This window comes from Pseudacidovorax sp. DMC4, assembly GCF_056314265.1.
In genome coordinates this window covers 73,160-97,144 of the sequence record NZ_JBQUYR010000004.1, presented here as the reverse complement: position 1 = coordinate 97,144, position 23,985 = coordinate 73,160, and the positions used below count along the sequence as shown (strand labels likewise).

23 protein-coding genes are annotated in these 23,985 nt (G+C 67.5%); 19 read left to right on the top strand and 4 right to left on the bottom strand.

Annotation, left to right across the window (positions count from 1 at the left end):
- Window positions 1-16: 16 nt before the first annotated feature.
- From ACT54X_RS09165 to ACT54X_RS09150, 4 genes are all read right to left on the bottom strand, one after another.
- Window positions 17-601, bottom strand: coding sequence for a hypothetical protein (locus ACT54X_RS09165; protein ID WP_294367012.1), 585 nt, complete (start codon window positions 599-601; stop codon window positions 17-19).
- 31 nt (window positions 602-632) lie between these two features.
- A complete protein-coding gene (locus ACT54X_RS09160) occupies window positions 633-1,658 on the bottom strand; it encodes an HpcH/HpaI aldolase/citrate lyase family protein (RefSeq protein ID WP_294367009.1) in 1,026 nt (341 codons plus the stop codon).
- Entirely contained in the window at window positions 1,655-2,431 is a 777-nt protein-coding gene (gene tam, locus ACT54X_RS09155; RefSeq protein ID WP_294367006.1) for a trans-aconitate 2-methyltransferase, read from the bottom strand. The genes ACT54X_RS09160 and tam overlap by 4 nt, the downstream gene beginning before the upstream one ends.
- A gap of 134 nt (window positions 2,432-2,565) precedes the next feature.
- Window positions 2,566-3,552, bottom strand: a complete 987-nt coding sequence (locus ACT54X_RS09150) for a malate dehydrogenase (RefSeq protein WP_058644257.1) — start codon at window positions 3,550-3,552, stop codon at window positions 2,566-2,568.
- Window positions 3,553-3,758: 206 nt separating this feature from the next.
- On the opposite strand from ACT54X_RS09150, the gene ACT54X_RS09145 reads away from it, so the two are divergent.
- The 19 genes from ACT54X_RS09145 to accD all read left to right on the top strand — a co-directional run bounded on the left by ACT54X_RS09145 (window position 3,759) and on the right by accD (window position 23,871).
- A complete protein-coding gene (locus ACT54X_RS09145) occupies window positions 3,759-4,514 on the top strand; it encodes a GntR family transcriptional regulator (protein WP_234196123.1) in 756 nt (251 codons plus the stop codon).
- A 187-nt stretch (window positions 4,515-4,701) separates the two neighbouring features.
- The gene (sdhC, locus tag ACT54X_RS09140; RefSeq protein ID WP_234196121.1) at window positions 4,702-5,148 is read left to right on the top strand and encodes a succinate dehydrogenase, cytochrome b556 subunit; all 447 of its coding nucleotides are present in this window, start codon (window positions 4,702-4,704) and stop codon (window positions 5,146-5,148) included.
- 25 nt (window positions 5,149-5,173) lie between these two features.
- The gene (gene sdhD, locus ACT54X_RS09135; RefSeq protein ID WP_017761522.1) at window positions 5,174-5,539 is read left to right on the top strand and encodes a succinate dehydrogenase, hydrophobic membrane anchor protein; all 366 of its coding nucleotides are present in this window, start codon (window positions 5,174-5,176) and stop codon (window positions 5,537-5,539) included.
- A 4-nt stretch (window positions 5,540-5,543) separates the two neighbouring features.
- A complete protein-coding gene (gene sdhA / locus ACT54X_RS09130; protein ID WP_294366993.1) occupies window positions 5,544-7,352 on the top strand; it encodes a succinate dehydrogenase flavoprotein subunit in 1,809 nt (602 codons plus the stop codon).
- A gap of 28 nt (window positions 7,353-7,380) precedes the next feature.
- Window positions 7,381-8,082, top strand: coding sequence for a succinate dehydrogenase iron-sulfur subunit (locus ACT54X_RS09125; RefSeq protein WP_017761520.1), 702 nt, complete (start codon window positions 7,381-7,383; stop codon window positions 8,080-8,082).
- A gap of 34 nt (window positions 8,083-8,116) precedes the next feature.
- Window positions 8,117-8,428 (top strand): FAD assembly factor SdhE, encoded by a 312-nt coding sequence (locus tag ACT54X_RS09120; RefSeq protein ID WP_294366978.1) that lies wholly within the window; start codon window positions 8,117-8,119, stop codon window positions 8,426-8,428.
- 63 nt (window positions 8,429-8,491) lie between these two features.
- Complete coding sequence (locus ACT54X_RS09115) at window positions 8,492-9,802, top strand: citrate synthase (protein ID WP_294366975.1); 1,311 nt, start codon at window positions 8,492-8,494, stop codon at window positions 9,800-9,802.
- A 171-nt stretch (window positions 9,803-9,973) separates the two neighbouring features.
- Entirely contained in the window at window positions 9,974-10,114 is a 141-nt protein-coding gene (locus tag ACT54X_RS09110; protein WP_114802580.1) for an entericidin A/B family lipoprotein, read from the top strand.
- Window positions 10,115-10,300: 186 nt separating this feature from the next.
- Window positions 10,301-11,272, top strand: coding sequence for a LysR family transcriptional regulator (locus tag ACT54X_RS09105; RefSeq protein ID WP_294366971.1), 972 nt, complete (start codon window positions 10,301-10,303; stop codon window positions 11,270-11,272).
- A 208-nt stretch (window positions 11,273-11,480) separates the two neighbouring features.
- Window positions 11,481-12,902, top strand: a complete 1,422-nt coding sequence (leuC, locus tag ACT54X_RS09100; RefSeq protein WP_294366967.1) for a 3-isopropylmalate dehydratase large subunit — start codon at window positions 11,481-11,483, stop codon at window positions 12,900-12,902.
- Between the two features lie 17 nt (window positions 12,903-12,919).
- Window positions 12,920-13,570 (top strand): 3-isopropylmalate dehydratase small subunit, encoded by a 651-nt coding sequence (leuD, locus tag ACT54X_RS09095; RefSeq protein ID WP_294366963.1) that lies wholly within the window; start codon window positions 12,920-12,922, stop codon window positions 13,568-13,570.
- A 29-nt stretch (window positions 13,571-13,599) separates the two neighbouring features.
- A complete protein-coding gene (leuB, locus tag ACT54X_RS09090; RefSeq protein ID WP_476346155.1) occupies window positions 13,600-14,670 on the top strand; it encodes a 3-isopropylmalate dehydrogenase in 1,071 nt (356 codons plus the stop codon).
- 318 nt (window positions 14,671-14,988) lie between these two features.
- Window positions 14,989-16,119: an aspartate-semialdehyde dehydrogenase gene (gene asd, locus ACT54X_RS09085; protein ID WP_476346153.1), complete on the top strand. Its 1,131-nt coding sequence runs from the start codon at window positions 14,989-14,991 to the stop codon at window positions 16,117-16,119.
- 145 nt (window positions 16,120-16,264) lie between these two features.
- Window positions 16,265-18,952, top strand: a complete 2,688-nt coding sequence (locus ACT54X_RS09080; protein ID WP_476346151.1) for a motility hub landmark protein FimV — start codon at window positions 16,265-16,267, stop codon at window positions 18,950-18,952.
- 124 nt (window positions 18,953-19,076) lie between these two features.
- A complete protein-coding gene (truA, locus tag ACT54X_RS09075; protein WP_354318426.1) occupies window positions 19,077-19,889 on the top strand; it encodes a tRNA pseudouridine(38-40) synthase TruA in 813 nt (270 codons plus the stop codon).
- Between the two features lie 64 nt (window positions 19,890-19,953).
- Window positions 19,954-20,646: a phosphoribosylanthranilate isomerase gene (locus ACT54X_RS09070; RefSeq protein ID WP_354318427.1), complete on the top strand. Its 693-nt coding sequence runs from the start codon at window positions 19,954-19,956 to the stop codon at window positions 20,644-20,646.
- Between the two features lie 127 nt (window positions 20,647-20,773).
- A complete protein-coding gene (trpB, locus tag ACT54X_RS09065) occupies window positions 20,774-22,030 on the top strand; it encodes a tryptophan synthase subunit beta (RefSeq protein ID WP_294367617.1) in 1,257 nt (418 codons plus the stop codon).
- Window positions 22,027-22,890: a tryptophan synthase subunit alpha gene (trpA, locus tag ACT54X_RS09060; RefSeq protein WP_476346148.1), complete on the top strand. Its 864-nt coding sequence runs from the start codon at window positions 22,027-22,029 to the stop codon at window positions 22,888-22,890. The genes trpB and trpA overlap by 4 nt, the downstream gene beginning before the upstream one ends.
- Before the next feature lie 108 nt (window positions 22,891-22,998).
- Complete coding sequence (accD, locus tag ACT54X_RS09055) at window positions 22,999-23,871, top strand: acetyl-CoA carboxylase, carboxyltransferase subunit beta (RefSeq protein WP_017761322.1); 873 nt, start codon at window positions 22,999-23,001, stop codon at window positions 23,869-23,871.
- Window positions 23,872-23,985 lie beyond the last annotated feature (114 nt).

The window sequence follows — 23,985 nt, the reverse complement described above, 5'->3', positions numbered from 1 at the left end:
CCAGCCGGGCTGTGGGTTACTTCTTGGGTGCGTCGGCGCCTTCGAACAGCGCCTTGGGCGGGTTCTTCTTCATCTCTTCGGCAAAAGCCACCTGCGGTGCAGCCTGGCATTCGTCGGCCATGCGCACGCCCTGCTTCTGGTTCATCAGCATGGACTTGTTGCCCAGCTGCAGCCACATGGCGCCGGCATGGCTGTCTTCCAGGCGGATGGCGCCGGTGCGGCTCTCGACCGGGTGCATGCGGTACTTGGCGCCCTTGGTGCTGACGGTGAAGAAGCCGGGCTTGGCATCGTCGGCCGTGACGGTCACGTCGGCACCCAGTTCGCACTGGATCTTGCCGGTGAAGACGCGCTTGGCGACTTCGATGTCGTTGTCGGTGAGCACGGCGTCGTCGGCGACGGGCGTGGTCTCTTCCACCGCCTTGACGGCGCTGGCCTTGAGGTGCTGTTTGCCCTTGACGTGCACGACCTTGTCCTTGGACGCGGCCTTGGCGGCAGGCTTGGCCTTGGTGGCGGCCTTGTCGGCGGTACTGCTGGTTTGGGCCAGCGTGGAAAGCGGCAGCGCGAGCGCGGCAGCGGTGATGAACGCGAGGGTCTTGTTCATGGTGAGAGGAACCTTCCTTGGATGGCGGAGTTCAGGTGGACGCGTTGTCGGTCGCAAACCAGCCGGCAGCGCGGCCCGGCAATGTGCGTCCGGTGGCGTGTGCGCGCATCAGCACCTGCCAGAAGTGGCGGTAGCTCGCGCGGTCGTGCAATGTGCCATCAAAGCTGATGGGCGCCCAATCTGCTTCTTGTGCTGAAGCTATTATTTGTGTAGCAATTTGAATCTGATCCTCGTCCGGCGCAAAGGCCTCGAGGATGGGACGGATCTGGTTCGGATGGATGCTCCACATCCGCGTGTAGCCGAACTCCCGCGCCGCCCGGCGCGCGGCGCTCTTCATGGCCTGCGCATCGTTGAACTCGGTCACGACGCAATGGGACGGGACCTTGCCAAAGGCGTGGGCGGCACTCGCGATGGCCAGCTTGGCGCGGACGACCAGCGGGTGCGAGAACTGGCCCTGCGCGCCCATGCCGTCCGCCGGGATGGCACCGGCATGGGCCGAGACGAAGTCCATCAGGCCGAAACTGAGCGACTGCACCCGAGGATGCGCCGCGATGTCGAAGGCATGGTGCACCGCCAGGGGAGACTCGATCAGCACATGCAGCGGCAAGCCGGAGGCGCCGGCCGCGTCCAGCGCGGCCACGGCGCGCGCCACATCGGCCGGCCGTTCCACCTTCGGCACCATCAGGTAGGCCAGGCGGTCGCCGGCCTGGCCGGCAATGGTGTCGACGTCGGCCTCGAACGCAGGATGGTCGACCGGATGAACGCGAACGCCCACTCGCATGCCGGGCGCAGCGTTGCGGGCCAATTCGACGACGAGCCGGGCATGATCCACTTCGCCGCCGACGGGCGCCCCGTCCTCGCAGTCGAGCGTGACGTCGAAGACGCAGGCCCCGAATTCGGCCGCCATCTCGGCCTGCAGCGCCAGGCTCTTGCGCATGCGGGCCTCGACGCCACTGTAGTGGTCGCACACCGGCAGCGCGATAGCGCCGGCCTGGGCGCCGAGCAGTACCTCCGCCGGGTGCGCGGCGCGTCGTACAGCGATGGAATCGGCACTCATGAGGGACGGCGTGCCACGATGAACATGCGCGGAAAGGCCAGCAGGCGGCGGCCGTCGGTGCGCACCGGATAGGCCGCGTCGACGCCCTGCTCGTAGGCCTGCAGGTAGCTGGCCCGCAGGTCCGCTGGCAAAGGATCGAGGAAAGGGCGAAGGCCGGTACCGCTGACCCACTCGACGATGGCCGCGGCAGAAGCCATGCGGTGCTGATAGACGGTGTGCCAGACGTCGACCTCGGCCGCCTCGGCCGCCAGCAAGTCGTAATAGCCACCGATCGTCAGCAGCTCGGTGCGCACGCGGTCGGCATCGCCGATGTGCGTGGACCAGGGCGTGCGACCGGCCAGCTCGCGCATCAGGCGATGCGTGGGCTCCTGGCGGTTGTCGGGCATCTGGATGGCCAGCACGCCCCCCGGCGCCAGCGAGGAGAAGAGCCGCGGCAGCAACTCCTCGTGGCCCGGCACCCATTGCAGGGCGGCATTGGCATAGATGAGATCGGGCGCGTCGCCTGAAGGCTGCCAGGTGCCGATGTCGCCCAACTCGAAGCGGGACTGCGGCAGCCGCTGGCGCGCGGCGGCGACCATGGATTCGGCGTTGTCGACGCCGATCACCTCGGCATCCGGGAAGCGGCGCACCAGGAGCTCGGTGGAATTGCCCGGGCCGCAACCCAGGTCGACCACCCGCCTCGCCCACGTCAACGGCACCCGCGCCAGCAACTCGGCGGCCGGGCGAGTCCGCTCATCCTCGTAGCGGCGGTACAGCGCGGGATCCCAATCCATGGTGTCGAAGGAAGAGTCGGAAAACGGGCCCCGCGTTCCCGGGCCATCGGAAAGAAGGTCCGCGAGGCGGCTGGAACCCCTTCCCGCCGCGCGCCCGGCCGAGCCGGCCGGAACGCGCGTGGCCTCGGAAGGCCTCAGAGCAGGTGCTTGACGCCGTCCTGCTCGCCCTGCAGTTCGGCCAGGGTCTTGTTGATGCGCTCTTGCGAGAAGGCGTCGATCTCCAGGCCTTCGACGATCTTGTACTTGCCGTTCTCGGTGGTGACCGGGAAGCCGAAGATCACGTCCTTGGGGATGCCGTATTCGCCGTTGGAGGGCACGCCCATGGTGACCCACTTGCCCTGCGAGCCCAGGGCCCAGTCGCGCATGTGGTCGATGGCGGCGTTGGCCGCCGAAGCAGCCGACGACAGACCGCGCGCATCGATGATGGCGGCGCCGCGCTTGCCCACGGTGGGCAGGAACACGTCGGCGTTCCAGACCTGGTCGTTGATGGCGTCCTTGACGCTCTTGCCGCCGATGGTGGCAAAGCGATAGTCGGCGTACATGGTGGGCGAGTGGTTGCCCCACACGGTCAGCTTCTCGATCTCGCCGACCTGGCCACCAGTCTTGGCGGCGATCTGGCTGGCGGCGCGGTTGTGGTCCAGGCGCAGCATGGCGGTGAAGTTCTCGCGCGGCAGGCTGGGCGCGCTCTTCATGGCGATGTAGGCGTTGGTGTTGGCGGGGTTGCCGACCACCAGCACCTTGACGTCGCGGCTGGCGACCTTGTCCAGGGCCTTGCCCTGGGCGGTGAAGATCTGGGCGTTGGCGGCCAGCAGGTCGGCGCGCTCCATGCCAGGACCGCGGGGGCGCGCACCCACCAGCAGGGCGTAGTCGGCGTCCTTGAAGGCGACTTCCGGGTCACCGGTGGGGATCACGCCGGCCAGCAGCGGGAAGGCGCAGTCTTCCAGCTCCATGATCACGCCCTTGAGCGCCTTCTGGGCCTTCTCGTCGGGGATTTCCAGCAGTTGCAGGATGACCGGCTGGTCCTTGCCGAGCATCTCGCCCGAGGCGATGCGGAACAGGAGGGCGTAACCGATTTGGCCGGCGGCGCCGGTGACGGCGACGCGAACGGGCTTTTTGCTCATGGGAAGACTCCAGACGAAGAGAAAGGAAACGGAACGTGCCGTGTGAGCCCTGCCTGCAGGAATCTGCACATCGACCGGCACCGCCAATCGACCCGGGGCAGGAAACAACCGCTCATTCTAGGCCGATTCCATGGCGCACGTCTTATGTCTTATATAAGATGTGGGACTTGGCACGCTTCGCGATGCCCGTCTTGCACACCCCACCCATGTCCTCCCCACCCGCCGCGGATGCCGGCACGCCTTCCTTCAGCCCGCTGTACCAGCAGATACGGGCCTTGATCCTGCAGAGCCTGCAGGCGGGGGAATGGAAGCCGGGTGAGCCGATCCCCAGCGAGATCGAACTTGCCGCCCGCTTTCGTGTGAGCCAGGGCACGGTGCGCAAGGCCATCGACGAGCTGGCGGCCGACAACCTGCTGGTCCGCCGGCAGGGCAAGGGCACCTTCGTCGCCACTCATGCAGAGCAGCAGGTGCAATACCGCTTCCTCAAGCTGGTGCCCGACCAGGGAAGCCCCACCAGCGAGGGCCCCGCAGAACGCACCATCGTGGACTGCAGAAGGGTGCGCGCGAGCGCCGAGGTCGCGCGGGCGCTGGCCTTGCGCGCGGGCGACGCCGTGTTGCAGGTACGCCGCGTGCTGGCCTATGCCGGCGTTCCCACGATCCTCGAAGACCTCTGGCTGCCCGGCGCGCCCTTCAAGGGACTCACGGCGGAACGTCTGGCCGAGTGGCGCGGCCCCATGTACGAGATGTTCGAGACCGAGTTCGGCGTCCGCATGGTGCGGGCAGAGGAGAAGCTGCGCGCCGTTCTCCCCGATGCCGAGCAGGCTTCGCTGCTTCAGGTGACACTGCAGACGCCGCTGCTCTCGGTGGAACGCATCGCCCACACGTATCACGATGCGCCGATGGAGCTGCGCCGCGGCCTGTACCGCACCGACACGCACCACTATCGCAATGACCTCGGCTAGCCCGCTGCCCCCTCCGACACTGATGGGCAGAAACGATGTTGCTCCAAAAAATATAGCAACAGAGCAAGGCGACAGAAAGCTTCAGAGACAGCCCATGCAACATGGTGCATTGCAATAGAATTTTGAGTTGCCTGCATAAACGTCCTGACACGAGTCGCCCTATCGACCTCCCAGAAAGAACCTCCCCATGACAGAGCTAGCTTCCAAGACCAGGCCGCCGCGCCGCGAATTCCGCAACATCAACGTGGTCACGGATCTCACGGGCTACCGGCTTCCGCCGGCGGGCATCGTGTCCATCCTGCACCGTGTCAGCGGCGTGCTGATGTTCCTGCTGATGCCCTTCATCATCTGGATGTTCGACACCTCCGTCTCTTCGGAAATCTCCTATGCCAAGTTCAAGGCCGCCTTCGACAGCGGCCTTGGTTTTTTGCCGGGATGGTTCCTGAAGCTCGTGGCCCTGGCTCTGATCTGGGGCTACCTGCACCACTTCTGCGCGGGCCTGCGCCATCTCTGGATGGACGTCAGCCATGCGGCCGTGACCAAGGAGTTCGGCAAGACCTCCGCCATCGTCGTCCTGGCCATCAGCATCCTCCTGACACTGGCGCTTGGCGCCAAGCTGTTCGGCCTGTACTGATCACAAGAAGAAGGCACACAACACCATGGCAGTGAATTACGGCTCCAAGCGCACCGTCGTCGGCGCGCACTACGGCCTGCGCGACTGGCTCTCGCAACGCGTCACCGGCGCGCTGATGGCGGTCTTCACCATCGTCGTCCTGGCGCAGGTTCTCCTCACGCGCGGCCCCGTCGGCTACGACCAGTGGGCAGGCATCTTTGCCCCGCAATGGATGAAGGTCCTGACCTTCGCAGTGATCGCCGCGCTCCTCTGGCACGTATGGGTGGGCATGCGCGACGTGTGGATGGACTACGTCCAGCCCGTCGGCATCCGTCTGTTCATGCAAATCTTCACCATCGTCTGGCTCGTGGGTTGTGCCGGCTGGGCGATTCAAGTGCTCTGGAGGATCTGAGCCCATGTCGTACACCAAAGCAAAAATCGCGACGCGCAAGTTCGACGTCGTCATCGTCGGCGCCGGCGGTTCCGGCATGCGTGCCGCGCTCGAGCTCTCGCGCGCCGGCCTGAACGTGGCCTCGCTGTCCAAGGTCTTCCCGACCCGCTCGCACACCGTGGCGGCGCAGGGCGGCGTGTCGGCCTCGCTCGGCAACATGTCCGAGGACAACTGGCACTACCACTTCTACGACACCATCAAGGGTTCTGACTGGCTGGGCGACCAGGACGCCATCGAGTTCATGTGCCGTGAAGCACCGAAGGTCGTCATCGAGCTCGAACACTTCGGCATGCCCTTCGACCGCAATCCGGACGGCACGATCTACCAGCGCCCCTTCGGCGGCCACACCGCCAACTACGGCGAGAAGCCCGTGCAGCGCGCCTGCGCCGCGGCCGACCGCACCGGCCACGCCATGCTGCACACGCTGTACCAGCAGAACGTGAAGGCCAAGACGAACTTCTTCGTCGAGTGGATGGCCCTGGACCTGATCCGCGACGCCGACGGCGACGTGGTGGGTGTCACCGCCATCGAGCTGGAAACCGGCGACCTGTTCGTGCTGCAGGCCAAGGCCGTGCTGCTGGCCACCGGCGGCGCGGGCCGCATCTTTGCCGCGTCGACCAATGCCTTCATCAACACCGGCGACGGCCTGGGCATGGCGGCGCGCGCCGGCATCCCGCTGCAGGACATGGAGTTCTGGCAGTTCCACCCCACCGGCGTGGCCGGCGCAGGCGTGCTGCTGACCGAAGGCTGCCGCGGCGAAGGCGCCATCCTGCTCAACAGCAATGGTGAGCGCTTCATGGAGCGCTACGCGCCCACGCTGAAGGACCTGGCCCCGCGCGACTTCGTCTCGCGTTCGATGGACCAGGAGATCAAGGAAGGTCGCGGCTGCGGTCCCAACAAGGACTACATCCTGATGAAGCTCGACCACCTGGGCGCCGACACCATCCGCAAGCGCCTGCCTTCGGTGGAAGAGATCGGCCACAACTTCGCCAACGTCGACATCACCAAGGAGCCGATCCCGGTCGTGCCCACCATCCATTACCAGATGGGCGGAATCCCGACCAACATCAACGGCCAGGTGGTGGTGCAGAACGGCGAGGTGCACAACCAGGTCGTGGGCGGCCTGTACGCGGTGGGCGAATGCTCCTGCGTGTCGGTGCACGGCGCCAACCGCCTCGGCACCAACTCGCTGCTGGACCTGCTGGTGTTCGGCAAGTCGGCCGGCAAGCACATCGTCGACTTCGTCAAGAACAGCGGCGAGCACAAGCCCCTGCCGGCCGACGGCGCCGACCGCACCCTGGCGCGCCTGAACCAGTTGCAGGACTCCAACGACGGCATCTACGCGCAGGACATCGCCAACGACATCCGCGCCACCATGCAGCAGCACGCCGGCGTGTTCCGCACCCAGGCCAGCATGGACGAAGGCGTGGTCAAGGTGGCCGACCTGCGCAGCCGCGTTCCTTCGGTGACGCTGAAGGACAAGTCCATGGTGTGGAACACCGCGCGCATGGAAGCGCTCGAAGTCGACAACCTGATCGAAGTGGCCCAGGCCACGATGGTCTCGGCCGCTGCCCGCAAGGAATGCCGCGGCGCCCATACGGTGGACGACTACGAGCACCCGGCCGACCATCCGGAGTTCCCGCTGGGCCGCAACGACAAGGAATGGATGAAGCACACGCTGTGGCACAGCGCGGGCAACAACCTGACCTACAAGCCGGTCAACCTCAAGCCGCTGACCGTCGACAGCGTGCCGCCGAAGGTCCGCACGTTCTGACATCGCCGCAACCCCACGAGACACCGACATGAAGCGCACATTCCAGATCTACCGCTACGACCCGGACAAGGACGCCAAGCCCTACATGCAGACCGTCGAGATCGAACTCGACGGCCACGAGCGCATGCTGCTGGACGCCTTGGTCAAGCTCAAGGCCCAGGATCCGAGCATCGCCTTCCGCCGCTCCTGCCGCGAAGGCGTGTGCGGCTCGGACGCGATGAACATCAACGGCAAGAACGGCCTGGCGTGTCTGACCAACATGAACACGCTCAAGGGCACCATCGTGCTCAAGCCGCTGCCGGGGCTGCCGGTCATCCGCGACCTGATCGTGGACATGACCCAGTTCTTCAAGCAGTACCACTCGATCAAGCCGTACCTGATCACCGAGGGCCTGGCGCCCGAGCGCGAGCGGCTGCAGTCGCCCGAGGAGCGTGAAGAGCTCAACGGCCTGTACGAGTGCATCTTGTGCGCGAGCTGCTCCACCAGCTGCCCGAGCTTCTGGTGGAACCCCGACAAGTTCGTCGGCCCGGCCGGCCTGCTGCAGGCCTACCGCTTCATCGCCGACAGCCGCGACGAAGCCACCGGCGAACGGCTCGACAACCTCGAAGACCCGTACCGCCTGTTCCGCTGCCACACGATCATGAACTGCGTGGACGTGTGCCCCAAGCACCTGAATCCCACCAAGGCGATCGGCAAGATCAAGGAGCTGATGGTGCGTCGCGCCATCTGATCCTGGCCGAACGAAGCAACGGAGACGACACGCCATGCCGCAATCGCAGCCAGCCCCGGGCGCATCCGACGAACGACTCGACGAGCGCGCCCTGGCCCGGCTGCAGTGGCGTTGCCGACGCGGGTTGCTGGAGAACGACATCTTCATCACCCGCTTCTTCGAGCGGCATGGTTCTGGCTTGACCCGGGCCCAGGCCCAGGCGATCGAAACCCTGATGGACCTGCCGGACAACGACCTGCTCGACCTTCTGCTGCGCCGAAAGGAGCCCGAGCCCGCATGGGCCGGGGCCGAGGTGGCGGCGGTGCTGGAGCTGATGCGCCCCCCGGGCGACCGGCTCGCGGCCTGAGCCGCTCCATCCGATCCTTCGCCACCCTCCCCATTTCCTCCACCTTCTCAAGAGAAAGTCGACATGAAAGCCTCCGACATCAAGGCCACGCTCGCGTTCAGCAATGGCGATCAAGCCATCGATCTGCCGATCTACAAGGGCACGGTCGGTCCGGACGTCATCGACATCCGCAAGCTGTACGCGCAGACGGGCATGTTCACCTACGACCCGGGCTTCCTGTCCACGGCGTCGTGCCAGTCGGCCATCACGTACATCGACGGCGACAAGGGCGAGCTGCTGTACCGCGGCTACCCCATCGAGCAGCTGGCGGTGAACTGCGACTTCCTGGAAACCTGCTACCTGCTGCTCAACGGCGAACTGCCCAACGAATCGCAGAAGGCCGAGTTCACCGACACGGTGACGCGCCACACGATGGTGAACGAGCAGATGCAGTTCTTCCTGCGTGGCTTCCGCCGCGACGCGCACCCGATGGCCGTGCTGACCGGCTTGGTGGGCGCCCTGTCGGCCTTCTATCACGACAGCACCGACATCAATAACCCCGAGCATCGCGAGATCGCGGCCATCCGCCTGATCGCCAAGATGCCCACGCTGGTCGCCATGGCCTACAAGTACGGCACCGGCCAGCCGTACATGTATCCGAAGAACGACCTGAGCTACTCAGGCAACTTCCTGCGCATGATGTTCGGCACGCCGTGCGAAGAGTACAAGGTCAACCCGGTCATCGAGCGCGCCATCGACCGCATCTTCATCCTGCACGCGGACCACGAGCAGAACGCGTCGACCTCCACCGTGCGCCTGTGCGGCAGCTCGGGCACCAACCCGTTCGCCGCCATCGCGGCCGGCGTGGCCTGCCTGTGGGGCCCCGCCCACGGCGGTGCCAACGAGGCCTGCCTGAATATGCTGGAAGACATCCAGCGCAATGGCGGTGTTTCCAAGGTTGGCGAGTTCATGGAGAAGGTCAAGGACAAGAACTCCGGCGTCAAGCTGATGGGCTTCGGCCACCGCGTGTACAAGAACTACGACCCGCGCGCCAAGCTGATGCAGGAAACCTGCAACGAGGTCCTGTCCGAGCTGGGCCTGGAGAAGGACCCGCTGTTCGCCCTGGCGAAGCAGCTGGAAAAGATCGCCTTGGAAGACGACTACTTCGTGCAGCGCAAGCTCTACCCGAACGTCGACTTCTACTCCGGCATCGTGCAGCGCGCCATCGGCATCCCGGTCAACCTGTTCACCGGCATCTTCGCGCTGGCCCGCACGGTGGGCTGGATCGCGCAGCTGAACGAAATGATCAGCGACCCCGAGTACAAGATCGGCCGTCCGCGTCAGCTCTTCACCGGCGCCGACAAGCGCGACGTGAAGCCGATCGCCCAGCGCTGAACGCCGCCCGCATGCAGGTGCCGCGAGGTGCCCGCCTGCAATGCATAGGCCGCCTTCGGGCGGCCTTTTTGCGTCTTGACTGACATCCGCCTGACTTCCTGGTCGTCACATTGCGCTGCGGAGGGTGACCTCCGACATCCACATCGTCCACGAAGAGGAAGGAAACGTCCCATGAAGAAACTCGCCGCCCTGCTCGCCATCACTTTCGCCGTCTCCGTGCCGCTGGCCGGCTGCAACACCTTCAAGGGTGCGGGCCAGGACGTCCAAAAGGCTGGCGAAAAGATCGAAGATTCTGCAAAGAAGCGACAGTGACCGTGGGCGGCATTGCCGCTCCACACCACCGGACGGCCCCTCGTGGGCCGTTTTTCTTGGCACCCCGCGACCGTCATGGCGCGACGGGGCACAACGGGTTCGCGCCTTGCCAGCCACCCCATCGCCATCCGCGATGACTAGCATGGACAAACCATAGGAAAATCACGCCTCCCCTCGTGGATCGTGATGACCTCGCCCGCCCCGCTCACCCTCGAACGCAGTTTTGCGCGCCGCATCGACCTGACGTCGCTGCAGCTCTTCGTGGCCGTGTGCGAGCTGGGCAGCATCGGCCGTGCGGCCGAGCGCGAGTTCATCGCGGCATCGGCCATCAGCAAGCGGCTGTCCGACCTCGAATCCACACTCGGCATCAGCCTGCTCTACCGCCATGCCCGAGGGGTGGACCTGACGCCCGCTGGCGAAAGCCTTCTGCACCACGCCCGCGCCATGCTCTACAGCCTGGAGAAGATGCAGGGCGAGCTCTCCGAGTACGCCGAGGGCGTGCGCGGCCATGTGCGGGTGCATGCCAACATCTCCGCCATCGTGCAGTACTTGCCCGAGGATCTGGGCGCCTTCGCCCGGCTTCACGAAGGCATCAAGATCGATCTGGAAGAACACCTCAGCCACGAGGTGGTGCGCGCGGTGCAGGCCGGAGCGGCCGATCTGGGCATCTGCCATGTGCCCGAGGACGATGCGGGCGAGTTGCAGACCCTGCCTTACCGGCGCGACCAATTGGCACTCGTGCTGCCGCAGCAGCATCCCCTGGCCGCGCAGCCCTGCGTCGGCTTCGCCCAGACGCTGGACGAGGACCACGTGGGCCTTCACACCCACAGCTCCATCTACCGCGCGATGTACCAGGCCGCCACCGCCGAGGGCCGCAGCGTGCGGCTGCGCATCCACGTCACCGGGCTGGACGCCATGTGCCGCATGATCGACAACGGGCTGGGCGTAGGCGTGATGCCACGCCGCGCCTTCGAGCTCATGCAGGCGGGCATCGGCCGCCGGCTGGCCGCAGTGGACCTCAGCGACGACTGGGCGCACCGCGAGATCCGCCTGGTGGCCCGCGACTTCTCCACCCTGCCAGTGGCGGCGCGCACGCTGGTTCAGCACCTGCAGCAGGCAGAAGCCGCACAGGTGCCCGCCGACGCGGACGACGCCTGACAAGGTGTGAACGAACCCGACATGCCCGCCCGTCCTGCCAAAACACGCCCACTCCGCGTTGCAAATGCTCGCCATAGCCCGAGCTATGGCTGCGCTTTGCTCCTTGATTGGGAGCGTTTTCGCAGCCCGCTCGGCCACGCCGGATTCATTCACACCTTGTGAGACCTCCCGAATACCAACCCCGATCCCCCACGAAAGACGAGACCCCATGGCCCGCACGCTCTACGACAAGATCTGGGACGAGCACGTCGTCCACACCGAGGAAGACGGCACCGCCGTCCTCTACATCGACCGGCACCTGGTGCACGAAGTGACCAGCCCGCAGGCCTTCGAAGGCCTGCGCCAGACCGGCCGCAAGCTGTGGCGCGTCAGCTCGGTGGTGGCCACGGCCGACCACAACACGCCCACCACCGGCTGGGAACGCGGCTACGACGGCATCGCCGATCCGATCAGCAAGGAACAGGTCACCACGCTGAACACCAACATCGAGGAATTCGGCGCCGCCGCCTTCTTCCCCTTCCTGTCCAAGCGCCAGGGCATCGTGCACGTGATCGGCCCCGAGAACGGCGCCACGCTGCCGGGCATGACCGTCGTATGCGGCGACAGCCACACCTCCACCCACGGCGCCTTCGGCGCGCTGGCCCACGGCATCGGCACCAGCGAGGTCGAGCATGTGATGGCCACGCAGACCCTTCTGGCCAAGAAGGCCAAGAACATGCTGGTCAAGGTCGAGGGCAAGCTGCCGCTGGGCTGCACGGCCAAGGACATCGTGCTGGCCATCATCGGCAAGATCGGCACGGCGGGCGGCACGGGCTACACCATCGAGTTCGCCGGCTCCGCCATCCGCGACCTGTCCATGGAAGGCCGCATGACGGTCTGCAACATGGCCATCGAAGGCGGCGCGCGCGCTGGCCTCGTGGCGGTGGACCAGAAGACCATCGACTACGTGAAGAACCGCCCGCTGGCGCCCACCGGCGTGGAATGGGACCAGGCCGTCGCCTACTGGAAGACGCTGCATTCCGACCCCGACGCGAAATTCGACACCGTGGTCGAGCTCAATGCCGCCGAGATCAAGCCGCAGGTCACCTGGGGCACCTCGCCCGAGATGGTGCTGCCCATCGACGGCCGCGTGCCCGACCCGGACAAGGAGAAGGACGCCAACAAGCGCGGCGCCATCGAGCGTGCCCTGGCCTACATGGGCCTCGAGCCCAACAAGGCGATGAACGACATCTTCGTGGACAAGGTGTTCATCGGCAGCTGCACCAACAGCCGCATCGAGGACATGCGCGAGGCCGCCACGGTGGTCAAGAAGCTCGGCCAGAAGGTGGCCAAGAACATCAAGGTGGCGATGGTCGTGCCCGGCTCCGGCCTGGTGAAGGAACAGGCCGAGCGCGAAGGCCTGCACGAGGTTTTCAAGGCCGCCGGCTTCGAATGGCGCGAGCCCGGCTGCTCGATGTGCCTGGCCATGAACGCCGACCGGCTGGAGCCGGGCGAGCGCTGCGCCTCCACCAGCAACCGCAACTTCGAAGGCCGTCAGGGCGCCGGCGGGCGCACCCACCTGGTGAGCCCGGCCATGGCCGCCGCCGCCGCCATCCGTGGCCACTTCGTCGACATCCGCACCATCGCCTGAGCCAGGGAGCAGACACCATGCAGAAATTCACCGTGCACAAGGGCCTCGTGGCCCCGATGGATCGCGAGAACGTCGACACCGACGCCATCATCCCCAAGCAGTTCCTCAAGTCGATCAAGCGCACCGGCTTCGGCCCCAACCTGTTCGACGAGTGGCGCTACCTGGACCATGGCGAACCCGGCATGGATCCGGCCAGCCGCAAGCCCAACCCCGACTTCGTGCTGAACCAGCCGCGTTACCGAGGCGCCTCGGTGCTGCTGGCGCGCAAGAACTTCGGTTGCGGCTCCAGCCGCGAGCATGCGCCGTGGGCACTGGACCAGTACGGCTTCCGCGCCATCCTCGCGCCCAGCTTCGCCGACATCTTCTTCAACAACAGCTTCAAGAACGGCCTGCTGCCCATCGTGCTGCCGGAGGCCACCGTGGCGAAGCTGTTCGATGAGGTGTTCGCCTTCCCGGGTTACGAGCTGACCGTCGACCTGGATTGCCAGGTCGTCGTCAAGCCCGATGGCGAGGAGATCCCCTTCGAGGTGCAGCCCTTCCGCCGCTACTGCCTGATGAACGGCCTGGACGACATCGGCCTGACGCTGCGCCACAAGGACAAGATCAAGGCCTTCGAGGCCGAGCGGCTGGCGGCCAAGCCCTGGCTCGCGCATCAAATGCTGGCCTGACCCATTTCACTTTCAACCAAACACCACTTATGAAGATCGCAGTTCTGCCCGGCGACGGCATTGGCACCGAAATCGTCGCGGAGGCCGTGCGCGTGCTGGACGCGCTGAACCTCAAGTTCGAGATGGAGACCGCCCTGGTCGGCGGCGCCGCCTACGAGGCCCACGGCCATCCGCTGCCCGAGGCCACGCTCAAGCTGGCCAAGGAAGCCGATGCGGTGCTCTTCGGCGCCGTCGGCGACTGGAAATACGACAAGCTGGACCGGCCGCTGCGTCCCGAGCAGGCCATCCTGGGCCTGCGCAAGAATCTGGGGCTGTTCGCCAACTTCCGTCCCGCCATCTGCTACGAACAGCTGACGCATGCCTCCAGCCTCAAGCCCGAACTGGTCGCAGGCCTGGACATCCTCATCATCCGCGAGCTGACCGGCGACATCTACTTCGGCCAGCCGCGCGGCAAACGCGTGGCCACCGACGGCCACTTCCCCGGCGCCGACGAGGCCTTCGACACCATGCGCTACTCGCGCCCCGAAATCGAGCGCATTGCCCGCGTGGCCTTCGAGGCCGCCCGCAAGCGCAACAAGCGCGTCACCAGCGTGGACAAGGCCAATGTGCTGGAGACTTTCCAGTTCTGGAAGGACGTGGTCACCGAGGTGCACAAGGACTATCCGGACGTCGAGCTGGAGCACATGTACGTCGACAACGCCGCCATGCAACTCGTCAAGAAGCCCAAGGCCTTCGACGTGATCGTGACCGGCAACATGTTCGGCGACATCCTCTCGGACGAGGCCTCGATGCTGACCGGCTCCATCGGCATGTTGCCCTCGGCCAGCCTGAACGACAGCAACCAGGGCCTGTACGAGCCCAGCCACGGCAGCGCCCCCGACATCGCCGGCAAGGGCGTGGCCAATCCGCTGGCCACCATCCTGAGCGCCGCGATGATGCTGCGCTTCTCCCTCAACCAGGAAGAGGCCGCCCAGCGCATCGAGGTCGCCGTCAAGGCCGTGCTGGCGCAGGGCCTGCGTACGCCCGACATCTGGAGCGAGGGCACCACCAAGGTTGGCACGCGGGAAATGGGCGATGCCGTTCTGAAGGCCCTGGCCTGAAAAGGTGTGAACGCTGCGCCCGTCGGGCGCACGCGACACCCACTGCAAAGCGGCCCTGTCGGGCCGTTTTGCATGTAGGACTGCGCCGATGCCGGCTACAATCGCGCCCCATGTTTGTCGCCCGCCCGTTCGCCCTGAACACCGTGCCTGCCGCCCTGGCCAGCACCGCGCGCGCATCCATCACCAAAACCACGACGACCATTAAGGGCTGACCCAGCCTGGTTCGTCGCGCGTGCCTTCCCCCTGGCCCCGGACGAGCCAGGCGGGCCAGCCCCTTCGCCGCGGTCTTCTTTGTATGACTCTGAAAGGGCTTTTGAAATGAGCAAGTTGGTAGGTTTGGTCGGCTGGCGCGGCATGGTCGGCTCGGTTCTGATGGACCGCATGGTGGCCGAGAAGGATTTCGACCTGATCGAGCCGCTGTTCTTCTCCACCTCGAATGCCGGCGGCAAGGCGCCCGCCATGGCCAAGAACGAGACCACGCTGCAGGACGCCTTCGACATCGAGCAGCTCAAGCGCTGCGAGATCATCATCACGGCCCAGGGCGGCGACTACACCACCGAAGTCTTCCCGAAGCTGCGCGCCGCCGGCTGGAACGGACATTGGATCGACGCCGCCTCCACCCTGCGCATGAAGGACGACGCGGTCATCGTGCTGGACCCGGTCAACATGCCGGTCATCAAGAACGCCCTGTCCGATGGCGGCCGCAACTGGATCGGCGGCAACTGCACCGTCAGCTGCATGCTGATGGGCGTGGGCGCGCTCTACAAGGCCGGCCTGGTCGAGTGGATGAGCACGCAGACCTACCAGGCCGCATCGGGCGGCGGTGCGCAGCACATGCGCGAGTTGCTCACGCAGTACGGCACGCTCTACTCGGAAGTGAAGGCCCTGCTGGACGACCCCAAGAGCGCCATCCTCGAGATCGACCGCCAGGTCATCGCCAGGCAGCGCAGCCTCTCGGGCGAAGAGACGGCCAACTTCGGCGTGCCCCTGGGCGGCTCGCTGATCCCCTGGATCGACAAGGACCTGGGCGACGGCATGTCCAAGGAAGAATGGAAGGGCATGGCCGAGACCAACAAGATCCTCGGCCAGGGCGAGGGCTTCGGCAGCCCCGCCGTGCCGGTCGACGGCTTCTGCGTGCGCGTGGGCGCCATGCGCTGCCACAGCCAGGCCCTGACATTCAAGCTCAAGAAGGACGTGCCGCTGGCCGACATCGAGGCCATGATCGCGGCCGACAACGCCTGGGTGAAGGTGGTGCCCAACACGCGCGAAGCCACCCTCAAGGACCTGACGCCCGTGGCCGTGACCGGCACCATGACGATCCCGGTCGGCCGGCTGCGCAAGATGGCCATGGGCTCCGAGTACCTGGGCGCCTTTACCATCGGCGACCAGCTGCTCTGGGGCGCGGCGGAACCATTGCGCCGCATGCTGCGCATCCTGCTGGACGCTTAACACTCCTCATCATGCGTTGCCCCGGGGCAACGCATGATCTGGATGAGACGGCCGGCGCCCCAACCGAGCGGGGCCCTTCGCCTTGTTTTTGGGCAGCGCGGGTGTTAACGTCTACTTACATTTTTCGGGCATGGCCCGCGACAGCATGACCAGACTCTCGCCGCCTGCGCAGGCCGCCGGGCGCGACACGGCCGCTTCGGCGGCCGTTCGCCGTTTCCGCATTTCTCCACTGGGCTGGGCCGTGGTGGCGGCGTTCGGCCTGTGGTCCACCCAGTCGCAGGCGCTGACGCTGGGCGCGCTGAATGTGCTGTCGGCGCTGGGCGAGCCCCTGCGGGCCGAAGTCCAGGTCACCGACGTCACCCAGGCCGAGGCGACGAACCTGCAGGTCCGCCTGGCTGCACCTCAGACTTTCCAGAACGCCGGCTTGACGTTCGCCGATACGCTCCAGGGCGTGCGCACCACGCTCCAGCGGCGCGCGGACGGCGGCTACGTCGTCCGCCTGGAAGGGGTGCGTCCGATGAACGACCCGTTCGTGGACATCCTGATCGAAGCCAATTCGCCCAGCGGGCGACTGGTCCGGGACTACACCGCCCTAATCGATCCGCCGCAGGGCCGGGCGCCCGCGACATCGTCGGGTGTGGCCATCGACCGACCGATCACGCCCGCACCCACCCGCCAGTCCGCAAGGGCCGAGCGGCCGGCAGCAACCCCGGTGGAAGGCGCGGCAGCGCCTGCTCCGGCAGCGGCGCCGCCAGGGGCTGCAAGCGCCATCACCGTGCGCGCGGGCGACACCGCCGGCCGCCTGGCCGCGGCCGCCAAGCCGGCCGATGTCTCGCTCGACCAAATGCTGCTGGCCATGCTGCGCGCCAACCCCAGCGCCTTCATGAACGGCAACGTCAACCGGCTGCGCGCCGGCGCCGTGCTGCAGATGCCTTCGGCCGACGCGGCCCGGGCCACACCGCCGGAAGAAGCCCGCCGCACCATCGTGGCCCAGAGCCGCGACTTCAACAGCTACCGGCAACGCCTGGCCACCAACGCGCCGTCGATGAACGTGGAAGGGGCGGACCGGCAGGCGTCGGGCGGCCTCCAGGCGCGCGTGCAGGACCGATCGGCCGCGGGTGCATCCGCGGACCGGCTGACCATCTCGCGGGGCGCGGCGCCGGGCCAGGCCTCGGCCGAGGAGCGCCTGGCACAGCAGCGCCAGGCAAAGGAATCCAGCAGCCGGGTCGCCGAACTCTCCCGCAACATCGAGGAACTCAACCGGCTGCAAGGCGCATCGAGCGGCGCGTCCGCAGGCACGGCGGCGCCCGCACAGGCTGCACCTGCCGGGCCTTCCGCCCCTCAGGCCGCGGCGCCCTCCGAGGGAACGGCGGGCGGTACGGGCGCACCAGGCGTGACGGCGCCTTCCACCACAGGGTCCGCCTCGTCGACACCCGCAGCCACGGCGCCAACGCCGCAAGCCGCCGCGTCCGGCGGGGCCGCCGTGGCGCTACCGGCACCACCCGCCTCCGCAGCGGTGGCTCCCGCACCGGTCCCGCCTGCCCCCTCCGCCGCGCAGGAAGAACAAGGCCTGCTGGATTCGCTGCTGGCCAATCCGCTGATGCTGGCGGGTGGCGGCATTGTCCTGCTGCTGTTGCTGCTCGCCCTGCTGGCTCGCCGGCGCCAGCAGCAGAAGAAGGACGCGGCCGAGAGCCTGTTCCCCGAAAGCCTGCAGAAGGACTCCTACTTCGGCGGCTCCGGCGGCGCGACGGTCGACACCAAGGAGGACCACAGCGGCGCCTCCTCGCTCAACTATTCGCCCAGCCAGCTCGATGCAGGCGATGTGGACCCGGTGGCGGAGGCGGACGTGTACCTCGCCTACGGCCGCGACCTCCAGGCCGAGGAGATCCTCAAGGAAGCGCTGCGCACGTCGCCGGAACGCACCAGCATCCAGCTCAAGCTGCTGGAGATCTACGCCCGCCGCCGCGACGCCCGCGCTTTCGAGCAACTGGCGCTCGAGTTGCAGGGGCAGACGGGCGGCAAGGGGTCCGACTGGCATCGCGCGCAGGAATTGGGCCGCAGCCTAGACCCGTCCAACGCGCTCTACCAGGGCGCCCATGCGGCCGACGCCCCGGCAGCCGCCCTGCCTGCCGGCCTGGCGCCTGCCATGAGCGCCGCCGGCATCGCCGCATCCGCCAGCGCGGCCGGCGCCATGTCCGCCCCCCCGGAGGAGCCGAAGCCCCAGGCGTTCGTGCCTTCGGTCGCGCCCCTGGATTTCGACCTGGATCTGGACCTGCCGCCCGCACGCACGCCGGCGGCCGCTCCGGCGCCCACGACGCCATCGGTCTCGTCGCTGTTCCCGTCGGCGCTGGCAGACGACGCGCGTCCGGTCCCCGGCGGGCCAGCCTCGGGACTTCGCGGCGCGGCGGACGAGCCCACCATTCCGGCGCCCCTGCGTTCGGCCCCGGTCGGCGATCTGGGCAACGACTTCGACACCGCCCCGGCCGAACTGGAGCCAATGGCAGGGTTCCGCCATGTCGGCGACGAGGTGCACACCCAGCCCGCCACGCTGCACGCGCCGCTGTCCATGGAAGGCTCGGACATCTTCAGCCGCGACTTCCACGCCGCGCTCAACACGGCCGACACGCAGCCCATGGACCTGCCGCTGCACATTCCCACGGGCATCGACCCTGGCCCCGGGGAGAGTGCCGACGCCGTCAAGCTGTCGCTCGCGCGCGAGTTGCACGCGCTGGGCGATCCGGAAGGCGCCCGCATGCTGCTGGAGGAGTTGATCGCTGAAAGCGACGGCGCCCTGCAGGAAGACGCACGCCGCCTGCTGGCCGAACTGCGCTGATACTCCAGGGCCGCGCCGTACCACCCACCCAGGGTGGCCGGCCCTCTTTTTCTGCCATGCCCGCGCTGCCGTCCTGCCCTCCGATCTTCCTCGCCTGCCTGCCCGCTGCAGGCGCGTCGCGCGCATGAGGCTCGCGCTCGGCGTCCGCTACAACGGCCGCGCCTACGACGGCTGGCAGAGCCAGCCTTCCGGTCGCACGGTGCAGGACCAGCTCGAACGGGCGCTCGAACGCTTTGCGCAGCAGCGCATCGGCACGCTGTGCGCCGGCCGCACCGACGCGGGCGTGCATGGCTGGATGCAGGTGGTGCACTTCGACACCGACGTCGAGCGCGTGCCCTTCTCCTGGGTGCGCGGGCCCAACCGCTTCCTGCCGGAGGACATCGCCGTGCAGTGGGCGCAGCCGGTGCCCGACCGCTTCCACTGCCGCGCCGCGGCCCTGGGGCGGCGCTACCGTTATGTGCTGTCGCAGTCGCCGGTGCGGCCCAGCCTGGAGGCGGGCAAGGTGGGCTGGTCGATGCATGCGCTGGATGGAGAGGCCATGCGCGCCGCCGCCGCGCACCTGCTGGGCGAGCACGACTTCAGCTCATTCCGCGCTTCGGCGTGCCAAGCCAAATCGCCGGTCAAGACCGTGCGGCGCATCGCCATCGCGCGCGTCGGTGCGGCAGAGCGCTGCCACTGGCACTTCGACTTCGAGGCCGACGCCTTCCTGCATCACATGATCCGCAACATCATGGGCTGCCTGGTGCGCGTGGGCCAGGGCCATGCGACACCCGACTGGCTGCGCGAGGTGCGCGACGCGCGCAGCCGGCAGGCAGCGGCGCCCACCTTCGCAGCCGACGGGCTGTACTTCCTCGGGCCGATGTACGACGCCGCATGGGGACTTCCGCCCGAGGTCACCATGGGCGTGGAGCCTGGTGCCTGCGAGGACCTGCCCTGAACCTCGTCGGGCAGTCACCCCCTCTCGCCCAGTCACGCGCCCTGTTCCTCTGTCCGCACACGCCATGCCCCCTTCGTCCGCCACCTTCCGCACCCGCATCAAGATCTGCGGTCTCACGCGCGAGCAGGACGTGGACGCGGCCGTGGACGCGGGGGCCGATGCGGTGGGCTTCGTGCTCTACGCCAAAAGCCCGCGGGCCGTGACCGTGGAGCGCGCCGCGGAGCTGGCGCGCCGGCTGCCGCCTTTCGTGGTGCCGGTGCTGCTCTTCGTCAATGAAGCACCGGATCGGGTGCAGGCCGCGCTGGCGGCGGTGCCGGGTTCCATGGCCCAGTTCCATGGCGACGAGACGCCTGAACTGTGCTGGCAATCCGCCGCCGAGGGCCGCCACCGCTGGCTGCGCGCCGCCCGCATCCCCCTGGGCGCGGCAGGGGCCGGCTTCGACCTCTTAAACTACGCGGCTTCCTATTCCCAGGCCAGCGCCATCCTGCTCGACGCCCATGTCGACGGCTATGGCGGTGCCGGCAAGGTCTTCGATTGGTCACTCCTTCCAACCGCCGTCGACGCTCACCTCGTCTTGAGTGGTGGGCTCGCACCTGCAAACGTGGGCGATGGCATTGCGCTGCTGCGCCCGCGCTGCCGGTCGCTGTCGGTTGATGTGAGCTCGGGCGTCGAGACGGCCAAGGGCATCAAGGACGGCGACAAGATCCGCGAGTTCGTCGCCGCCGTCCGCGCGGCCGACGCGCTCCTCGCCCGCTGAGCCCGGGCCTTCGGGCCCGCCGGCTGCACCGTCAGGACACTGCGCGTCCTGACGGCTGCCAAGAAGACCTCATCGTTCTGCCGGTGCCCGCCTGCGCACCGGCGCCATCATCACGATCGCCATGAACATGCCCACCTATGCCCTGCCCGACGCCGCCGGCCATTTCGGCCCCTACGGCGGCAGCTTCGTCAGCGAGACGCTGACCCATGCCATCGCCGAACTGCGCGAGGCCTACGACCGTTACCGCGAGGACCCGGACTTCCTCGCCGAATTCGCCTACGAGCTCAAGCACTTCGTCGGCCGGCCATCGCCGATCTACCACGCGGCCCGCACCAGCCGCGAGCTGGGCGGCGCGCAGATCTACCTCAAGCGCGAGGACCTCAACCACACCGGCGCCCACAAGATCAACAACGTGATCGGCCAGGCCATGCTGGCGCGCCGCATGGGCAAGCCGCGCATCATTGCCGAGACCGGCGCCGGCCAGCACGGCGTGGCCACGGCCACCATCTGCGCCCGCTACGGCCTGGAATGCGTGGTCTACATGGGCAGCGAGGACGTCAAGCGCCAGAGCCCCAACGTCTACCGCATGAACCTGCTGGGCGCCACCGTCGTGCCGGTCGAATCCGGCAGCCGCACGCTCAAGGACGCGCTCAACGAGGCCATGCGCGACTGGGTGACGAACGTGGAGAACACCTTCTACATCATCGGCACGGTGGCCGGCCCGCACCCCTACCCGGCCATGGTGCGCGACTTCCAGAGCGTGATCGGCAAGGAATGCCTGGAGCAGATGCCCTCGATGCTCCCGGGCGAAGGCAGCCAGCCCGACGTGGTGGTGGCCTGCGTGGGCGGCGGCAGCAATGCCATGGGCATCTTCCATCCCTACATCCCTTATGAGCAGGTGAAGCTGGTGGGCGTGGAAGCCGCCGGCGAGGGCCTGGACAGCGGCAAGCATTCGGCCTCGATCCAGCGCGGCAGCCCGGGCGTGCTGCACGGCAACCGCACCTACATCCTGCAGAACGAGGACGGCCAGATCACCGAGACGCACAGCATCAGCGCCGGCCTGGACTACCCCGGCGTGGGCCCCGAGCATGCCTACCTGGCCGACATCCGCCGCGCCGAGTACGTGGGCGTGACCGACACCGAGGCGCTGGCTGCCTTCCACCACCTGTGCCGCGCCGAAGGCATCATCCCGGCGCTCGAGTCCAGTCATGCGGTGGCCTACGCCATGAAGCTCGCCAAGACGATGCGGCCCGACCAGTCCATTCTGGTCAACCTGTCCGGCCGCGGCGACAAGGACATCGGCACCGTGGCCGATCTGTCGGGCGTGGACTTCTACGACCGCCCCTCCATGCGTGGCCTCTCGGTGAAGGGAGGCAAGCAATGAGCAGCACGAGCACCACGCCGGACAGCCGGCGCATCGCGTCCACCTTCGCGCGCCTGGCGGGCGAGAGCCGCAAGGCGCTGATTCCTTATGTCACCGCCGGCTTTCCGCAGTCCGACATCACGCCTGCACTGATGCACGCCATGGTCGCCGCCGGCGCCGACGTGATCGAGCTGGGCGTGCCCTTCTCCGATCCGATGGCCGACGGCCCCGTGATCCAGAAGGCCGGCGAGGCCGCACTGGCGATGGGTGTGGGCATGGCGCAGGTGCTGGTCATGGTGGCCGAGTTCCGCGGCCAGGACACGAAGACGCCCGTGGTGCTGATGGGCTATGCCAACCCGGTGGAGCGCTACGACCTCAAGCATGGCGTCGGCGCCTTCGTGCGCGACGCGGCGGCGGCGGGCGTGGACGGCGTGCTCATCGTCGACTACCCGCCCGAGGAATGCGAAGCCTTCGCCGCCGACCTGCGCGCCCATGGGCTGGACCTGATCTTCCTGCTCGCCCCCACCAGCACCGACGCGCGCATGGCGCAGGTGGCTCGGGTGGCCAGCGGCTACGTCTACTACGTCTCGCTCAAGGGCGTGACCGGCGCCGGCCACCTGGACACCGGTGCCGTCGAGCAGATGCTGCCGCGCATCCGCCAGCACGTGACGGTGCCGGTGGGCGTGGGCTTCGGCATCCGCGACGCGCAGACGGCGCAGGCCGTGGGCCGCACGGCCGACGCGGTGGTGATCGGCACGCGGATCATCCAGCTGCTGGAGGGCCAGCCGCGCGAAGCGGCACTGGCTGCGGCGGGCGATTTCCTGCGCGGCATCCGCGCCGCGCTGGATGCGCTGCCGGTCTCCGGGCCGAAAGCGGGATAATCCGTCCCCTCGTTCCCCGCCCTGCCCGGCCACCGCGCCCGGCAGGCGCCGCGGACAGGCGGCCTGGCCGCCCCGTCCGCCTCCTTGCACAGAACTCGGACGCACACCATGAGCTGGCTCGAAAAACTCCTCCCCCCCAAGATCGCGCCCACCGACCCCGGTGCCCGGCGCCAGATGCCCGAGGGCCTGTGGATCAAGTGCCCGAGCTGCGAGACGGTGCTCTACAAGACCGACCTGGAGCAGAACCAGAACGTCTGCCCCAGCTGCAGCCATCACCACCGCATCGGCGCCCGCGCGCGGCTCGACGCCTTCCTCGATGCCGAAGGCCGCTACGAGCTGGGCCAGGAAGTGCTGCCGGTCGACGCCCTCAAGTTCAAGGACAGCCGCAAGTACCCCGAGCGCCTGAAGGAAGCGCTGGAGTCCACCGGCGAGACTGACGCCCTGGTGGTGATGGGCGGCTCGGTGCTCAACATCGGCGTGGTCGCCGCCTGCTTCGAGTTCGAGTTCATGGGCGGCTCCATGGGTTCGGTGGTCGGCGAGCGCTTCGTGCGCGGCGTCGAAACCGCCATCGAGCAGAAGGTGCCCTTCATCTGCTTCACCGCCACCGGCGGCGCCCGCATGCAGGAAGGCCTGCTGTCGCTGATGCAGATGGCCAAGACCAACGCCGCCCTCACCCGCCTGGCCAAGAAGGGCCTGCCGTACATCAGCGTGCTGACCGACCCGACCATGGGTGGCGTCTCGGCCGGCTTCGCCTTCGTGGGCGACGTGGTGATCGCCGAGCCCAAGGCGCTGATCGGCTTCGCCGGCCCGCGCGTGATCGAGTCCACCGTGCGGGTGAAGCTGCCCGCGGGCTTCCAGCGCGCCGAGTTCCTGCAGGAAAAGGGCGCCGTCGACTTCATCAGCGACCGCCGCGAGCTTCGCAAGACCATCGCCAGCGTGCTGGCCATGCTCACGCGCCAGCCGGCCGACGCGGTCGGCTGATCGCCCTTGGGCGCCCGGTCCGAAGCGGCCGGGCCGTGGTGCGATTGCGACAATCGCCACGAACATGAGAAAAGTTCTCATTAGCAAGGCAGAATAGGGTTTTTACCAGTTCGC

Excerpts from the sequence above, each read along its gene's own strand:
- ACT54X_RS09165 (WP_294367012.1), bottom strand. The coding sequence starts at position 601 with ATGAACAAGACCCTCGCGTTCATCACCGCTGCCGCGCTCGCGCTGCCG.
- ACT54X_RS09160 (WP_294367009.1), bottom strand. The coding sequence starts at position 1,658 with ATGAGTGCCGATTCCATCGCTGTACGACGCGCCGCGCACCCGGCGGAG.
- tam (WP_294367006.1), bottom strand. The coding sequence starts at position 2,431 with ATGGATTGGGATCCCGCGCTGTACCGCCGCTACGAGGATGAGCGGACT.
- ACT54X_RS09150 (WP_058644257.1), bottom strand. The coding sequence starts at position 3,552 with ATGAGCAAAAAGCCCGTTCGCGTCGCCGTCACCGGCGCCGCCGGCCAA.
- ACT54X_RS09145 (WP_234196123.1), top strand. The coding sequence starts at position 3,759 with ATGTCCTCCCCACCCGCCGCGGATGCCGGCACGCCTTCCTTCAGCCCG.
- sdhC (WP_234196121.1), top strand. The coding sequence starts at position 4,702 with ATGACAGAGCTAGCTTCCAAGACCAGGCCGCCGCGCCGCGAATTCCGC.
- sdhD (WP_017761522.1), top strand. The coding sequence starts at position 5,174 with ATGGCAGTGAATTACGGCTCCAAGCGCACCGTCGTCGGCGCGCACTAC.
- sdhA (WP_294366993.1), top strand. The coding sequence starts at position 5,544 with ATGTCGTACACCAAAGCAAAAATCGCGACGCGCAAGTTCGACGTCGTC.
- ACT54X_RS09125 (WP_017761520.1), top strand. The coding sequence starts at position 7,381 with ATGAAGCGCACATTCCAGATCTACCGCTACGACCCGGACAAGGACGCC.
- ACT54X_RS09120 (WP_294366978.1), top strand. The coding sequence starts at position 8,117 with ATGCCGCAATCGCAGCCAGCCCCGGGCGCATCCGACGAACGACTCGAC.
- ACT54X_RS09115 (WP_294366975.1), top strand. The coding sequence starts at position 8,492 with ATGAAAGCCTCCGACATCAAGGCCACGCTCGCGTTCAGCAATGGCGAT.
- ACT54X_RS09110 (WP_114802580.1), top strand. The coding sequence starts at position 9,974 with ATGAAGAAACTCGCCGCCCTGCTCGCCATCACTTTCGCCGTCTCCGTG.
- ACT54X_RS09105 (WP_294366971.1), top strand. The coding sequence starts at position 10,301 with ATGACCTCGCCCGCCCCGCTCACCCTCGAACGCAGTTTTGCGCGCCGC.
- leuC (WP_294366967.1), top strand. The coding sequence starts at position 11,481 with ATGGCCCGCACGCTCTACGACAAGATCTGGGACGAGCACGTCGTCCAC.
- leuD (WP_294366963.1), top strand. The coding sequence starts at position 12,920 with ATGCAGAAATTCACCGTGCACAAGGGCCTCGTGGCCCCGATGGATCGC.
- leuB (WP_476346155.1), top strand. The coding sequence starts at position 13,600 with ATGAAGATCGCAGTTCTGCCCGGCGACGGCATTGGCACCGAAATCGTC.
- asd (WP_476346153.1), top strand. The coding sequence starts at position 14,989 with ATGAGCAAGTTGGTAGGTTTGGTCGGCTGGCGCGGCATGGTCGGCTCG.
- ACT54X_RS09080 (WP_476346151.1), top strand. The coding sequence starts at position 16,265 with ATGACCAGACTCTCGCCGCCTGCGCAGGCCGCCGGGCGCGACACGGCC.
- truA (WP_354318426.1), top strand. The coding sequence starts at position 19,077 with ATGAGGCTCGCGCTCGGCGTCCGCTACAACGGCCGCGCCTACGACGGC.
- ACT54X_RS09070 (WP_354318427.1), top strand. The coding sequence starts at position 19,954 with ATGCCCCCTTCGTCCGCCACCTTCCGCACCCGCATCAAGATCTGCGGT.
- trpB (WP_294367617.1), top strand. The coding sequence starts at position 20,774 with ATGCCCACCTATGCCCTGCCCGACGCCGCCGGCCATTTCGGCCCCTAC.
- trpA (WP_476346148.1), top strand. The coding sequence starts at position 22,027 with ATGAGCAGCACGAGCACCACGCCGGACAGCCGGCGCATCGCGTCCACC.
- accD (WP_017761322.1), top strand. The coding sequence starts at position 22,999 with ATGAGCTGGCTCGAAAAACTCCTCCCCCCCAAGATCGCGCCCACCGAC.